Source organism: Bacillus sp. FSL R5-0434, assembly GCF_038004745.1.
In the GTDB taxonomy this organism is placed as follows: domain Bacteria; phylum Bacillota; class Bacilli; order Bacillales; family Bacillaceae; genus Bacillus; species Bacillus halotolerans.
In genome coordinates this window covers 2,773,443-2,787,838 of the sequence record NZ_JBBORV010000001.1, presented here as the reverse complement: position 1 = coordinate 2,787,838, position 14,396 = coordinate 2,773,443, and the positions used below count along the sequence as shown (strand labels likewise).

Genomic DNA, 14,396 nt, shown 5'->3' with positions numbered 1-14,396 from the left:
GTCATTCATTTCTATAGGAAGGAACGATGAAAATTGAAGCAAAAACGGCCAAAGTATATGCAGATTATTGATGCAGCAGTTGAAGTAATTGCGGAAAACGGCTACCACCAGTCACAGGTATCTAAAATCGCCAAACAAGCCGGAGTAGCGGACGGCACCATCTATCTTTATTTTAAAAATAAAGAAGACATTTTAATTTCTCTGTTTAAAGAAAAAATGGGCCAATTCATTGAGCGGATGGAAGAGGACATAAAAGAAAAGGCAACAGCAAAAGAAAAATTGGCGCTCGTGATTTCAAAGCATTTCTCACTTTTGGCGGGCGACCATAACCTCGCCATTGTCACTCAGCTTGAGCTCCGCCAATCCAATTTGGAGCTGCGGCAGAAAATTAATGAAATATTAAAGGGCTACTTAAATATTTTAGACGGCATTCTGACGGAAGGAATACAATCAGGCGAGTTAAAAGAAGGCCTCGATGTCCGCCTCGCCCGGCAAATGATTTTTGGAACGATTGACGAAACCGTGACGACCTGGGTGATGAATGATCAAAAGTATGATCTGGCTGCTTTGTCAGACAGTGTTTTAGAATTACTGGTATCCGGAATTCACAATAAGTAAAGGAGTTCTGTCCTATGAATGCAATATCACTCGCAGTTGATCAATTTGTTGCAGTTATGACGATTCACAATCCGCCGGCAAACGCGCTTTCCAGCCGGATATTAGAAGAGCTGTCCTCCTGTCTTGATCAGTGTGAGACAGATGCCGGCGTGCGGTGCATTATTATACACGGGGAAGGAAGGTTCTTCTCCGCAGGCGCTGATATCAAAGAATTTACATCACTGAGAAACAGTGAGGATTCCTCAATGCTGGCTGAACGCGGCCAGCAGCTGATGGAGAGAATGGAGAGCTTTCCAAAACCGATTATCGCAGCGATTTACGGAGCTGCCCTCGGCGGCGGGCTGGAGCTTGCAATGGCCTGCCATATCAGAATTGCGGCAGAAGATGCCAAACTGGGGCTTCCTGAGCTTAACCTCGGTATTATTCCCGGTTTTGCAGGTACACAGCGGCTCCCGCGATACGTTGGTACAGCAAAAGCATTGGAGCTCATTGGATCAGGAGAACCGATATCGGGGAAAGAAGCGCTTGACCTCGGACTTGTGACAATCGGAGCAAAAGATGAAGCAGAAGTGCTTGAAAAAGCGAAAACGCTTGCTGGTAAATTTGCAGAAAAAAGCCCGCAAACGATGGCGTCTCTGCTTGAGCTTCTCTATACAAACAAGGTGTATTCCTATGAAGGCAGCTTAAAGCTTGAAGCAAAGCGGTTTGGAGAAGCGTTTGAGTCGGAGGACGCCAAGGAAGGCATTCAGGCATTTCTCGAAAAAAGAAAGCCTCAGTTCAAAGGCGAATAAAAGGGGATATGATCATGAATCTATTTGTACTGATGAAACGGACGTTTGACACAGAAGAAAAAATCGTCATTGACGCAGGGAAGATTCAGGATGACGGGGCTGAATGGATTATCAATCCGTACGATGAATACGCGATTGAAGAAGCTATTCAGCTGAAGGAAAAACACGGCGGCACCATCACCGTTGTTACTGTCGGCGGCGAAGAAGCGGAAAAGGAGCTGCGTACAGCGCTTGCCATGGGATGTGACCAAGCCGTTTTAATCAACATAGAAGATGATCTCGAAGAACCCGACCAGTATTCCATTTCTCAAGTTTTATACCACTATATGAAGGATCAGGAGTTTGACCTTATTCTCGGAGGAAATGTCGCGATCGATGGAGGCTCAGGACAAGTGGCGCCTCGCCTGGCAGAGCTTTTGGACATTCCGTGCATCACGACGATCACCAAACTTGACATCAATGGAAGTGACGCAGAAGCGGAAAGGGACGTTGAAGGGGATGTTGAAAAAATCAAAACGACTCTTCCTTTGCTGGTCACAGCTCAGCAAGGCTTAAATGAACCGCGCTACCCATCGCTTCCGGGGATCATGAAAGCCAAGAAAAAACCGCTTGAAGAGCTTGAGCTGGATGATCTGGACTTGGATGAAGAAGATGCTGAACCAAAAATGAAAACAATTGAACGTTTTCTGCCTCCGAAAAAAGAAGCCGGAAAGCTTCTGCAAGGTGAGCCTGCCGAACAGGCAAAAGAGCTCGTATCATTGCTCCGCAGCGAGGCGAAAGTCATTTAGCGCTTGCACATTCAAAGAAACAGGGGGATGTTAGGATGGGAAAAAAAGTGATCGTACTCGGAGAAATTCGTGACGGAGAACTGCGAAATGTCACCTTTGAAGCGATCTCCGCTGGAAGAACCATTTCAGGTGATGGAGAAGTGATCGGTGTTCTTATAGGAGAAAACGTATCACAGCATGCAGAGGAGCTTATCCACTACGGTGCAGACAAAGTTCTCACAGCTGAGGACCCAAAGCTCAAGGCATATACGGCAGACGGATACAGCCAAGTGATGCGAACCATTATTGAAAAGGAGAAACCTGATGCGGTCGTATGCGGACACACTGCAATGGGGAAGGATCTGTCGCCGAAGCTTGCAGCCCGGCTCCAAACGGGATTGATTTCTGACGCTACAGATGTAAGCGTTACCGGAGAGAACGTTGTTTTCACAAGACCGATTTACTCAGGGAAGGCATTTGAACGTGTCATTTCAACGGATCCGATGACGCTTGTGACGATTCGTCCAAACAACATTCAAGCGTTAGAAAAAGACGCCAGCCGGGCAGGCAGCATTGAAAGCATCGAAGTTTCCCTTACGGATCTCCGTACCGTCATACAAGAGATCGTCAAAAAAACAGCGGACGGCGTTGATCTCTCTGAAGCGAAAATCATTGTTGCGGGCGGCCGCGGTGTAAAAAGCAAGGAAGGCTTTCAGCCGCTGCAGGAGCTTGCCGAGGTGCTGGGCGCAGCAGTCGGCGCTTCACGCGGGGCGTGTGACGCTGATTATTGTGACTATGCTCTTCAAATCGGACAGACCGGAAAAGTTGTGACTCCTGATTTGTATATCGCCTGCGGAATTTCCGGTGCCATTCAGCATTTGGCGGGGATGTCCAACAGCAAGGTAATTGTCGCCATCAATAAAGATCCTGAAGCCGATATTTTTAAAATAGCTGATTACGGTATTGTAGGAGATTTATTTGAAGTCGTCCCATTACTGACTGAAGAATTCAAACAGCTGAATATTCACTCATAAAGGGAAGCCCCGGACTGCAAAAGTTCGGGGTTTTTGAATACATACGTACAAATATTTAGCAATAAAAAAAGTCGTTGACATGTACGGACATATATAATAAGGTTACTTTAAAAGCGCTTACATTCATGCTGGCTCCTCAGACAAAACACAGATCCTATATTTGACTGTGGTGCTTTTCATATTTATGAAAGGAATGATCAAGCATGTCTGAACATACAGCAGTGATTCAAACGGATATTGTAAAAGGAACGATCAACAAAAATATATACGGTCATTTTGCTGAGCATTTAGGAAGAGGGATTTATGAAGGGATTTGGGTCGGAACGGAATCAAGCATTCCTCATATAAACGGTATAAGAAAAGATGTGTTAGAAGCGCTGAAACAGCTGCGTATTCCTGTCCTCCGATGGCCGGGAGGCTGCTTTGCGGATGAATATCATTGGGCTAATGGTGTGGGTGACCGCAAGACGATGCTCAATACTCACTGGGGCGGTACAGTTGAATCGAATGAATTCGGTACACATGAATTTATGATGCTGTGCGAGCTGCTTGAGTGCGAACCTTACATTTGCGGCAATGTAGGAAGCGGAACAGTTCAGGAAATGGCGGAATGGATCGAATATATGACCTTTAAAGAAGGCACGCCAATGTCGGATTGGAGAAAACAAAACGGAAAAGAAGAGCCTTGGAAGCTGAAATACTTTGGGGTGGGCAATGAAAATTGGGGCTGCGGCGGCAACATGCACCCTGAGTACTATGCCGATCTATACCGCCGTTTTCAAACGTATGTCCGCAATTACAGCGGCAATGAAATTTATAAAATTGCCGGCGGTGCAAACGTCGATGATTTTAATTGGACGGACGTGCTCATGAAAAAAGCCGCTGGCCTGATGGATGGGCTAAGCCTTCATTACTACACGATTCCGGGAGATTTCTGGAAGGGCAAAGGATCGGCCACAGAATTTACAGAGGACGAATGGTTCATCACGATGAAAAAGGCCAAATACATTGATGAATTGATTGAAAAACACGGCACAATTATGGACCGGTATGATCCGGAACAGCGGGTCGGACTGATTATTGACGAATGGGGCACATGGTTTGACCCTGAGCCAGGAACAAACCCAGGCTTTTTATATCAGCAAAACACGATTCGTGACGCGCTGGTCGCAGCTTCTCACTTTCACATTTTCCATCAGCATTGCCGCCGGGTGCAAATGACCAACATCGCACAGACGGTAAACGTGCTTCAAGCTATGATTCTGACTGATGGAGAACGGATGCTATTAACGCCGACATACCATGTGTTTGATATGTTTAAGGTACATCAGGATGCCTCTCTTTTAGATACTGAAACAACGTCCGCTGACTATGAATGGAAGGGAGAAACGCTGCCTCAAATCAGTGTGTCAGCATCAAGAAATGCTGAGGGCGATATAAACGTCAGCATCTGTAACATTGATCATCAAAATAAAGCAGAGGTGGAGATCGAGCTGAGAGGTCTTGACAAGACTGTGGATCATTCCGGCGTTATCCTGACTGCTGAAAAGATGAACGCCCATAACACGTTTGATGATCCGGAGCACGTAAAACCTGAATCGTTCAGCCGTTATTCTGTAAATAAAAACAAATTGAAAGCAAAGCTGCCGCCAATGGCAGTTGTCTTACTCACATTACGGACTGATTCTTAACCAAAAATAGGAGCGCCGATCCACTAGAGGACAGCGCTCTTTTTTGTTTTGAAACAGCTCCAAAAGGGCATGGTAAAGTATATGACGGTTATAGAAGGGATGTTGTCCTATGCTTCGTACAATTTTAATGATCATCGGCGCAATCGTGGTGATCGGAGCGATTATCAGATTCGTGTTTTAATGCCCCATTCTATGAGTAAACCGATTGTGATCAGGAAAAAATAATTTATAAGCATTTAAATAGCGTGAACGAATGGGAGATGCTATACTAAAAATCATCATTTCACAATTGGAGGAATTCAATAATGGCTATCGTAAAAGCAACTGATCAATCTTTCTCAGCTGAAACAAGCGAAGGCGTCGTACTGGCTGATTTCTGGGCCCCTTGGTGCGGACCTTGTAAAATGATTGCACCTGTTCTTGAAGAATTGGATCAAGAAATGGGCGACAAACTGAAAATCGTAAAAATCGATGTAGATGAGAACCAAGAAACAGCAGGCAAATACGGCGTTATGAGCATCCCGACACTTCTTGTCTTAAAAGATGGAGAAGTTGTTGAAACATCTGTAGGCTTCAAACCGAAAGAAGCGCTTCAAGAGCTTGTAAACAAACATCTTTAATGTTCGGCTGCTTACATGCCAGAGCGATTCCAATTGAGGGATCGCTTTTTTTATTCGCCAATCGTGAACCATGGAGAAAAACACCTGTTCGTGTTAAACTGGAAACAAAGGACTAACTATAAGGAAGGGTAGCATATGAACAAACAACTGAAAGAAAAACTCGCCCTCCTTCCCGATCAGCCCGGGTGTTATTTAATGAAGGACCGTCAGCAGACAGTGATCTACGTAGGAAAAGCAAAAGTGCTGAAAAACAGAGTGCGCTCCTACTTTACCGGGTCTCATGACGCAAAAACACAGAGGCTTGTGACGGAAATCGAGGATTTTGAATATATCGTGACGTCCTCCAATCTTGAAGCGCTTATTTTAGAAATGAACTTGATCAAAAAGCATGATCCGAAATATAACGTCATGCTGAAAGATGATAAAACCTATCCTTTTATAAAACTCACCCATGAACGCCACCCAAGGCTGATTGTCACCCGCAATGTCAAAAAAGACAAAGGGCGCTATTTCGGACCGTATCCGAATGTGCAGGCCGCAAGGGAGACGAAAAAGCTGCTCGACCGTCTCTATCCTCTCAGAAAATGCTCAAAGCTCCCCGACAGAGTGTGTCTTTATTATCACCTCGGACAATGTCTTGCTCCGTGTGTAAAGGACATTTCTGAAGAGACAAACAGAGAGCTGGTTGAGAATATTACCCGTTTCTTAAAGGGCGGCTATAACGACGTTAAAAAAGAGCTTGAAGAGAAAATGCTTGAGGCGGCTGAGAACCTTGAATTTGAACGGGCAAAGGAGCTTCGTGACCAAATTGCCCATATCGAATCAACGATGGAAAAACAAAAAATGACGATGAACGACTTAGTCGACCGTGACGTATTCGCTTACGCTTATGATAAAGGCTGGATGTGCGTACAGGTCTTTTTTGTACGGCAAGGAAAGCTCATCGAACGTGACGTCAGCATGTTTCCGCTTTATCAGGAAGCAGATGAAGAGTTCCTTACCTTCATCGGGCAGTTTTATTCAAAAAACAACCATTTTCTGCCGAAGGAGATTTTAGTGCCGGACAGCGTCGATCAATCGATGATTGAGCAGCTGTTGGAAACAAACGTCCATCAGCCGAAAAAAGGGTCGAAGAAAGAATTGCTTATGCTGGCACATAAAAACGCAAAAATCGCGCTTAAAGAAAAATTCTCTTTAATCGAACGTGACGAGGAGCGTTCAATCGGTGCTGTGCAGAAACTCGGAGACGCCTTAAATATTTATACCCCGCACAGAATCGAAGCGTTCGATAACTCGAATATACAAGGGACAAACCCGGTTTCGGCGATGATTGTGTTCATCGACGGCAAACCATACAAAAAGGAATACCGCAAATACAAAATCAAAACTGTCACAGGGCCTGATGATTACGGCTCAATGAGAGAGGTTGTCAGACGAAGATATACAAGAGTGCTTCGCGAAAACCTGCCGCTCCCTGACCTGATCATTATAGACGGAGGGAAAGGCCAGATCAACGCGGCCCGTGACGTCATAGAAAACGAACTGGGCTTGGATATCCCGATTGCAGGCTTGGCGAAGGATGATAAACACAGAACCTCCAATTTATTAATCGGCGATCCGCTGGAGACGGTTTATCTTGAACGAAACAGCCAGGAATTTTACCTGCTTCAGCGCATTCAGGATGAGGTGCACCGGTTTGCGATCAGCTTCCACAGGCAAATCCGCGGGAAAAGCGCGTTCCAGTCTGTGCTAGACGATATACCCGGAATCGGAGAAAAAAGAAAGAAAATGCTGTTAAAGCATTTCGGTTCCGTCAAAAAAATGAAGGAAGCAAGCCTCGAGGACATCAAAAAAGCGGGTGTACCCGCAGCGGCGGCACAGCTGCTTTATGATAAATTGCAAAAATAATGTTGTCCTTTTGAAAAAGTTCTGATAAAATGTGAACTAATTTCATAATTAGATCGTGTAATATGGTGAAGATAGAGGTGCGAACTTCAAGAGTAAGCCTTTGGAGAAAGATGGATTCTGAGAAAAAGGCTGAAAGGGGAGCGTCGCCGAAGCAAATAAAACCCCATCGGTATTATTTGCTGGCCGTGCATTGAATAAATGTAAGGCTGTCAAGAAATCATTTTCTTGGAGGGCTATCTCGTTGTTCATAATCATCTTGATGATTAATTGATAAGCAATGAGAGCAATTCCTCTCATTGCTTTTTTTATTGTGGACAAAGCGCTCTTTCTCCTCACCCGCACGAACCAAAATGTAAAGGGTGGTTATACATGGGTCTCATTGTACAAAAATTCGGTGGTACTTCCGTCGGCTCAGTCGAAAAAATTCAAAATGCAGCAAACCGTGTCATTGCGGAAAAACAGAAAGGCCATCAAGTCGTTGTTGTCGTATCAGCTATGGGGAAATCCACTGACGCATTGGTCAGCCTTGCAAAAGACATCACTGATCAGCCGAGCAAACGTGAAATGGATATGCTGCTGGCAACAGGCGAGCAGGTCACCATTTCCTTGCTTTCCATGGCGCTGCAGGAAAAAGGCTATGACGCCGTTTCCTATACAGGATGGCAGGCGGGGATCCGCACGGAGGCCGTCCATGGCAACGCCAGAATTACGGAGATGAACACATCCGTGTTAGAAGGCCAGCTTCAGGAAGGAAAAGTCGTTGTTGTGGCAGGGTTTCAAGGCATGACAGACGACAGTGAAATCACGACATTGGGCAGAGGCGGTTCAGACACAACAGCAGTGGCTTTGGCTGCCGCATTAAAAGCGGATAAATGTGATATTTATACGGACGTGCCCGGCGTGTTTACAACCGATCCGCGCTACGTGAAATCAGCGAGAAAGCTTGCCGGCATCTCTTACGATGAAATGCTGGAGCTTGCCAATTTAGGCGCCGGTGTTCTACATCCGAGAGCGGTTGAATTCGCGAAAAATCACCAAGTGCCGTTAGAAGTGCGTTCAAGTACAGAAACAGAAGCGGGAACATTAATTGAGGAGGAATCGTCCATGGAGCAGAATCTTATCGTCAGAGGCATCGCGTTCGAAGATCAAATCACAAGGGTAACCATCTACGGGCTGACAAGCGGCCTGACCACTTTGTCTACTATTTTTACAACTCTTGCAAAAAGAAACATTAACGTGGATATCATTATTCAAACGCAGGCGGGAGACCATGAGACCGGAATTTCCTTCTCTGTTAAATCCGAAGACGCGGATCAGGCTGTTGCCGTACTTGAAGAGTACAAAGACGCGCTGGAATTCGAAAAAATCGAGACAGAAAGCAAATTGGCCAAAGTATCCATTGTCGGATCAGGCATGGTATCAAACCCTGGTGTAGCGGCTGAAATGTTTGCTGTACTGGCGGAAAAAAACATATTAATCAAAATGGTCAGCACATCTGAAATCAAAGTTTCAACAGTAGTGAGCGAAAATGACATGGTAAAAGCGGTGGAAGCACTGCACGATGCATTCGAGCTCTCGAAACATCCTTCAGCTGTGTCATGACAACCAAAAAGGCGGGACTCATGCAGTCACCGCCTTTTTCATTAAACAGGGTCTTTCATATCCCATTTAACAGTCAGAACCACTTTATCGGCTCTCTTTTTTACTTGTTCGTATGATTCGGCAATCTGATCATTCATCAATTGAATTTGCTCGGCGATGAAGCCAGCTTCCAGCTGAAAGCAAGGTTCTTTCTGATATTTTAGCCGATTGGAAATGATCTGTCCTTCAAGCTCGAATTCTAGCTCCTGTTTCTTTGCGCTAACGTTTGTGAGGGTTCCCCAGCCTGCTTCTTCAAAGAAAGCCGGAAATTCTTCCCATGATTCAAGAGGAAACTTTCGGGCGAGATGTTTCCCTGCCCAATACATCATGGAAGAGTAATCTTGGCCAAGCATGTCTGGGAGAACAATCTCTCGTATCAGTTCATAGGCATAGGCGTTCATTTCAATTTCTTTTAGATTATGTATTGATGCTTCATATTTAGACTTCATATCTGTCTCCCCTCTCTCCTTCGTATATTATAGCCCAAACAGGGGGGAGGATTACAGAATGATCCTGTAATTCTCATGAAAAATTAAGAAAGAATTATATATTGATAAAATAAAATTTTTGAATCAACTAATCAATTCGGAAAATTAGAATTTATGTACGCGTTTTCTTGACGCCCTTTTGTGGTAGGAGTAAAATGAAATTGTCAATAAATCTTAATAAAGTGCTTACAATTGAAAGAAGTGGGGGAAGAGATTTAGCACATTTCGCACTTATCAAACAGGGGGTAAAGTAATGTCTGGGAACAGAGAGTTTTATTTTCGAAGATTGCATTCCTTGCTTGGCGTCATACCGGTCGGCATCTTTTTGATTCAGCATTTGGTCGTCAACCAGTTTGCCGCAAGGGGCGCGGAAGCATTCAATAATGCTGCTCATTTTATGGATAGTCTGCCTTTCAGGTATGCTCTGGAAATCTTTATTATCTTCTTACCTTTAATTTATCATGCAGTTTATGGTGTGTACATAGCGTTTACTGCGAAAAATAACGCAGGACAATATAGCTATATGCGAAACTGGCTCTTCGTCCTGCAGCGTGTAACCGGTATCATCACTCTCATTTTTGTGAGCTGGCATGTGTGGGAAACCCGCATTGCTGCACAGATGGGCGCTGAGGTCAATTTCGACATGATGGCGAATATCTTGAGCTCGCCGGCTATGCTGGGCTTTTACATTGTAGGTGTTTTATCGACAATTTTCCACTTCTCGAACGGTTTATGGTCTTTTGCTGTCACGTGGGGCATCACTGTAACGCCACGTTCTCAAAGAATTTCGACGTACGTTACGCTGATTATCTTTGTTGCACTGTCATACGTAGGCTTAAAAGCGATTTTTGCATTTGTATAAGAGTACTAGATTACTAGAGGGAGAGGGGCTATCATGAGTCAAACAAGCATTATTGTAGTCGGCGGGGGTCTTGCCGGCCTCATGGCGACAATCAAAGCAGCGGAATCAGGAATGGCGGTTAAGCTGTTTTCCATCGTTCCTGTGAAACGTTCTCATTCGGTTTGTGCCCAAGGCGGCATCAACGGAGCAGTCAATACAAAAGGGGAAGGCGACTCTCCGTGGGAACATTTTGACGATACTGTATACGGGGGAGACTTTCTTGCCAATCAGCCGCCGGTTAAGGCGATGTGTGAAGCGGCGCCATCAATCATCCACTTATTAGACCGGATGGGCGTCATGTTTAACCGGACGCCTGAGGGGCTGCTTGATTTCCGCCGATTTGGGGGTACACAGCACCACAGAACAGCTTATGCAGGTGCGACGACTGGCCAGCAGCTGCTTTACGCTTTGGACGAGCAAGTGCGCAGATACGAGGTTGCCGGTCTGGTCACAAAATACGAAGGCTGGGAATTCCTTGGCGCTATATTAGATGATGACAGAACCTGCCGCGGTATTGTCGCGCAAAACCTGACAAACATGCAAATTGAATCCTTCCGTTCTGACGCTGTCATTATGGCGACAGGCGGACCGGGAATCATTTTCGGTAAATCCACAAACTCCATGATTAATACAGGGTCTGCTGCATCGATCGTTTATCAGCAGGGAGCGTATTATGCAAATGGAGAATTCATTCAGATCCACCCGACAGCCATACCGGGGGATGATAAATTAAGGCTGATGAGTGAATCGGCGCGCGGTGAAGGCGGACGTGTGTGGACATACAAAGACGGTAAACCGTGGTATTTCCTTGAGGAGAAATATCCTGCATATGGAAACTTGGTGCCGCGTGATATTGCGACACGCGAAATATTTGATGTGTGTGTGAATCAGAAACTCGGCATCAACGGCGAGAACATGGTGTATCTCGATCTGTCTCATAAAGATCCAAAAGAGCTTGATATTAAGCTCGGCGGCATCATTGAAATTTATGAGAAGTTTATGGGAGACGACCCGCGCAAACTTCCGATGAAAATCTTCCCTGCGGTTCATTATTCAATGGGCGGCTTATGGGTGGACTACGATCAAATGACAAATATTCCGGGACTGTTTGCCGCTGGAGAATGTGATTACTCCATGCACGGCGGCAACCGCTTGGGAGCAAACTCCCTGCTCTCCGCGATTTACGGAGGAATGGTAGCCGGACCGAATGCGGTTAAATATGTAAACGGCTTAGAATCTTCCGCAGAGGATATGTCTTCATCGATATTCGATGCCCACGTGAAAAAAGAAGAAGAAAAATGGGCTGAGATCATGAATATGGACGGAAACGAAAATGCATACGTCCTCCATAGAGAGCTCGGGGAATGGATGACGGCGAATGTGACGGTTGTCCGCCATAACGACAAGCTGTTGAAAACAGATGACAAAATTCAGGAGTTAATGGAGCGGTATAAAAAGATTAACATCAATGACACGACAAAATGGAGCAACCAGGGAGCTATGTTTACACGCCAGCTTTCAAACATGCTTCAGCTTGCCAGGGTGATTACACTGGGTGCTTACAACCGTAATGAAAGCAGGGGCGCCCATTATAAACCGGATTTCCCTGAGCGTAATGATGATGAATGGCTCAAAACAACAATGGCTAAACATGTAAGCCCGTATGAAGCGCCTGAGTTTGAGTATCAGGATGTCGATGTATCACTGATAACGCCTCGGAAACGGGATTACTCGAAGAAGAAGGTGGCGAAATAATCATGAGTGAGAAAAAGACCATACGATTTATTATCACACGTCAAGATACACCCGACAGCACGCCTTACGATGAAGAATTTGAAATACCATACCGCCCGAACCTGAACGTCATTTCGGCTTTAATGGAAATCCGCCGGAATCCGGTTAACGTGAAAGGTGAAAAGACAACTCCTGTCACATGGGATATGAACTGTCTTGAAGAAGTATGCGGCGCATGTTCAATGGTTATAAACGGAAAGCCCCGCCAGTCTTGTACGGCGCTTGTTGACCAGCTTGAACAGCCGATCCGCTTAAAACCGATGAAAACATTCCCGGTCGTGCGTGATCTGCAGGTTGACCGCAGCAGAATGTTTAATTCTCTGAAAAAAGTAAAAGCGTGGATACCGATCGACGGCACGTACGATTTAGGACCGGGACCGAGAATGCCGGAAAAACGCCGCCAGTGGGCATATGAATTATCAAAATGCATGACGTGCGGTGTCTGCCTGGAAGCCTGCCCGAATGTAAACAGCAAATCGAAATTCATGGGGCCTGCTCCGATGTCTCAGGTCCGTCTGTTTAACGCCCATCCGACAGGAGCCATGAACAAATCCGATCGGCTGGAAGCGCTGATGGATGAAGGAGGCCTTGCAGATTGCGGCAACTCGCAAAACTGCGTTCAATCCTGTCCGAAAGGCATTCCGCTTACCACTTCTATCGCTGCTCTAAACAGGGATACAAACTTACAAGCATTCCGCAATTTCTTCGGAAGCGACAGAGTATAAGGATGAAAAAACCTCTTCCGCATGGGAGAGGTTTTTTTAACAATAAGGAGATGAGTGAAATGAAGCTTCCTGCTTACATTGACATGCCGTTTCAAAAATGGAAAGAATCCTTTTCTTTTTTTAATGAAGTATCTGTACGATTTTCTGAAACAGATATGTTTGGGCATATGAATAATGTAATCCCTTTCATCTATTTTGAAGAAGCGAGGATATCTTATTTTAAAAATCTGAATATGATGAAACAACATAAGCAAACCATGACAGTCGTCGCCAGTCAGCAATGTGATTATCTGCGCCAAGTTATGCCTTATGAAGACTTGCGTATTTATGTAAAAACAAGCGCTGTCGGCAGTTCATCCCTCACCTTGCATTACCTCGGAGAAAACAGCGTAGGGGAGCCTTGCTTCACCGGAGCCGTTGTCATGGTTCAAGTGTCAAAGGAAAGCGGAAAGGCTGTCAGCTGGACGAATGAGGAGAAAGAAAAGCTTCTCCATACACCATAAACTAATTCTTCTGTAAACGTCACCTCCTGCGCCCTCCTGACATATGATATCTTGACTATATCAAAACCCATTCGTTTCAGATTCGCTCTCACCTTAGCAAGGAGGGTTACAATACTTGAAGGAGAAAGAATTTCAATCGAAGCCGCTGCTAACGAAAAGAGAAAGAGAAGTGTTCGAATTGCTCGTTCAAGATAAGACAACAAAGGAGATTGCAAGCGAGCTATTTATCAGTGAGAAAACCGTTCGAAACCATATTTCAAATGGTATGCATATCGGTCGCAAACTAAGAGCCCTTTATAGGCTCTTTTTTTATATGATGAGTCGTTTTTTATTGAAGTACATATTGATGCGGGTCATTGCAAATGTTGCTGGAACCTTGAAGGCATCGGCAATGACTTGAGCTGCGTCGTATTGATTATGGGGGATGCCCATTGCTCGGAGCATGAAAGTAGGTATACAAAAGTGATAAGCAAAATAATTGGCCTGGTACTCTAAATAACGTTTCCACGAAGGGGGCATGATCTTATCATCGTTCATGTGTCTAAAATCATGGCAAACTTCATGAGCAAAATCCAGCCACTGTTCCTGTCGTGTCTTTCGTGAATCTAAAATAATTGTATACATACCATTGAATCGCAAAGCAAAGCTCGTATCTGGATTGTAAACAATTAAGATGTCCAAGGCCTGAGCAATCCTATCGAAATTAATCTCATGTGGCTTTGTAATATTGATCTCCCTGTAAAGCTGTTCAATCCAATCTTCTAAATGGCTGTTAGTATATCTCAAAGATGAAACCTCCCTTAAATAACCAAAGATGTGACTTTTATCATGGGCTTTATTGTATCTTACCAGCTATTTTATTGAAGGTAAACAAACGTATGTTCTGTTTTAGTGTGAAAGAAAAGCCCTTCAAAG

General features: G+C 44.9%; 14 protein-coding genes, 1 pseudogene and 1 riboswitch. Of the genes and pseudogenes, 13 read left to right on the top strand and 2 right to left on the bottom strand.

All coding sequences use genetic code 11. The features are described 5' to 3' along the window. Window positions 1–33: 33 nt before the first annotated feature. From fadR to NYE43_RS14490, 8 genes are all read left to right on the top strand, one after another. Window positions 34–618 (top strand): fatty acid metabolism transcriptional regulator FadR, encoded by a 585-nt coding sequence (gene fadR / locus NYE43_RS14525; RefSeq protein ID WP_014477593.1) that lies wholly within the window; start codon window positions 34–36, stop codon window positions 616–618. Window positions 619–632: 14 nt separating this feature from the next. Continuing rightward, window positions 633–1,409 carry an enoyl-CoA hydratase gene (locus NYE43_RS14520; RefSeq protein WP_341062173.1) on the top strand — a complete coding sequence of 259 codons (777 nt, stop codon included), beginning with the start codon at window positions 633–635 and terminating at the stop codon, window positions 1,407–1,409. Window positions 1,410–1,423: 14 nt separating this feature from the next. Next, window positions 1,424–2,197: an electron transfer flavoprotein subunit beta gene (gene etfB / locus NYE43_RS14515; RefSeq protein WP_024122404.1), complete on the top strand. Its 774-nt coding sequence runs from the start codon at window positions 1,424–1,426 to the stop codon at window positions 2,195–2,197. A gap of 35 nt (window positions 2,198–2,232) precedes the next feature. Beyond that, the gene (locus NYE43_RS14510; RefSeq protein WP_024122403.1) at window positions 2,233–3,210 is read left to right on the top strand and encodes an electron transfer flavoprotein subunit alpha/FixB family protein; all 978 of its coding nucleotides are present in this window, start codon (window positions 2,233–2,235) and stop codon (window positions 3,208–3,210) included. A gap of 203 nt (window positions 3,211–3,413) precedes the next feature. Next, complete coding sequence (locus NYE43_RS14505; RefSeq protein ID WP_341062172.1) at window positions 3,414–4,901, top strand: alpha-N-arabinofuranosidase; 1,488 nt, start codon at window positions 3,414–3,416, stop codon at window positions 4,899–4,901. 305 nt (window positions 4,902–5,206) lie between these two features. Beyond that, complete coding sequence (trxA, locus tag NYE43_RS14500) at window positions 5,207–5,521, top strand: thioredoxin (RefSeq protein ID WP_003222500.1); 315 nt, start codon at window positions 5,207–5,209, stop codon at window positions 5,519–5,521. Between the two features lie 135 nt (window positions 5,522–5,656). Beyond that, the gene (gene uvrC, locus NYE43_RS14495) at window positions 5,657–7,429 is read left to right on the top strand and encodes an excinuclease ABC subunit UvrC (protein ID WP_024122401.1); all 1,773 of its coding nucleotides are present in this window, start codon (window positions 5,657–5,659) and stop codon (window positions 7,427–7,429) included. A 64-nt stretch (window positions 7,430–7,493) separates the two neighbouring features. After that, window positions 7,494–7,673, top strand: a riboswitch (Lysine riboswitch). Between the two features lie 125 nt (window positions 7,674–7,798). Further along, window positions 7,799–9,031: an aspartate kinase gene (locus NYE43_RS14490; RefSeq protein WP_341062171.1), complete on the top strand. Its 1,233-nt coding sequence runs from the start codon at window positions 7,799–7,801 to the stop codon at window positions 9,029–9,031. Window positions 9,032–9,072: 41 nt separating this feature from the next. Here the strand turns inward: NYE43_RS14490 and NYE43_RS14485 are convergent, their stop codons facing one another. Next, on the bottom strand, window positions 9,073–9,519 hold the full coding sequence (locus tag NYE43_RS14485) for a YslB family protein (protein ID WP_010335208.1): 447 nt from the start codon (window positions 9,517–9,519) through the stop codon (window positions 9,073–9,075). A 292-nt stretch (window positions 9,520–9,811) separates the two neighbouring features. Here NYE43_RS14485 and sdhC point away from each other — a divergent pair, with 292 nt between their 5' ends. The 5 genes and pseudogenes from sdhC to gerE all read left to right on the top strand — a co-directional run. Beyond that, window positions 9,812–10,420 (top strand): succinate dehydrogenase cytochrome B558, encoded by a 609-nt coding sequence (gene sdhC / locus NYE43_RS14480; protein WP_003237652.1) that lies wholly within the window; start codon window positions 9,812–9,814, stop codon window positions 10,418–10,420. A gap of 33 nt (window positions 10,421–10,453) precedes the next feature. Beyond that, entirely contained in the window at window positions 10,454–12,214 is a 1,761-nt protein-coding gene (sdhA, locus tag NYE43_RS14475; protein ID WP_024122398.1) for a succinate dehydrogenase flavoprotein subunit, read from the top strand. A gap of 2 nt (window positions 12,215–12,216) precedes the next feature. Next, window positions 12,217–12,978 carry a succinate dehydrogenase iron-sulfur subunit gene (sdhB, locus tag NYE43_RS14470; protein ID WP_024122397.1) on the top strand — a complete coding sequence of 254 codons (762 nt, stop codon included), beginning with the start codon at window positions 12,217–12,219 and terminating at the stop codon, window positions 12,976–12,978. A gap of 59 nt (window positions 12,979–13,037) precedes the next feature. Then, a complete protein-coding gene (locus NYE43_RS14465; protein WP_103671725.1) occupies window positions 13,038–13,481 on the top strand; it encodes an acyl-CoA thioesterase in 444 nt (147 codons plus the stop codon). A gap of 115 nt (window positions 13,482–13,596) precedes the next feature. Next, a pseudogene (gerE, locus tag NYE43_RS14460) lies at window positions 13,597–13,749 on the top strand (spore germination transcription factor GerE); the annotation flags it as partial. 41 nt (window positions 13,750–13,790) lie between these two features. On the opposite strand, the gene NYE43_RS14455 reads toward gerE, so the two are convergent. Then, entirely contained in the window at window positions 13,791–14,267 is a 477-nt protein-coding gene (locus NYE43_RS14455) for an ImmA/IrrE family metallo-endopeptidase (RefSeq protein ID WP_341062170.1), read from the bottom strand. Window positions 14,268–14,396: the final 129 nt, after the last annotated feature.

Bases quoted from the DNA above. Each gene is read 5' to 3' on its own strand.
- NYE43_RS14520 (WP_341062173.1), top strand. From the start codon at position 633: ATGAATGCAATATCACTCGCAGTTGATCAATTTGTTGCAGTTATGACG.
- etfB (WP_024122404.1), top strand. From the start codon at position 1,424: ATGAATCTATTTGTACTGATGAAACGGACGTTTGACACAGAAGAAAAA.
- NYE43_RS14510 (WP_024122403.1), top strand. From the start codon at position 2,233: ATGGGAAAAAAAGTGATCGTACTCGGAGAAATTCGTGACGGAGAACTG.
- NYE43_RS14505 (WP_341062172.1), top strand. From the start codon at position 3,414: ATGTCTGAACATACAGCAGTGATTCAAACGGATATTGTAAAAGGAACG.
- trxA (WP_003222500.1), top strand. From the start codon at position 5,207: ATGGCTATCGTAAAAGCAACTGATCAATCTTTCTCAGCTGAAACAAGC.
- uvrC (WP_024122401.1), top strand. From the start codon at position 5,657: ATGAACAAACAACTGAAAGAAAAACTCGCCCTCCTTCCCGATCAGCCC.
- NYE43_RS14490 (WP_341062171.1), top strand. From the start codon at position 7,799: ATGGGTCTCATTGTACAAAAATTCGGTGGTACTTCCGTCGGCTCAGTC.
- NYE43_RS14485 (WP_010335208.1), bottom strand. From the start codon at position 9,519: ATGAAGTCTAAATATGAAGCATCAATACATAATCTAAAAGAAATTGAA.
- sdhC (WP_003237652.1), top strand. From the start codon at position 9,812: ATGTCTGGGAACAGAGAGTTTTATTTTCGAAGATTGCATTCCTTGCTT.
- sdhA (WP_024122398.1), top strand. From the start codon at position 10,454: ATGAGTCAAACAAGCATTATTGTAGTCGGCGGGGGTCTTGCCGGCCTC.
- sdhB (WP_024122397.1), top strand. From the start codon at position 12,217: ATGAGTGAGAAAAAGACCATACGATTTATTATCACACGTCAAGATACA.
- NYE43_RS14465 (WP_103671725.1), top strand. From the start codon at position 13,038: ATGAAGCTTCCTGCTTACATTGACATGCCGTTTCAAAAATGGAAAGAA.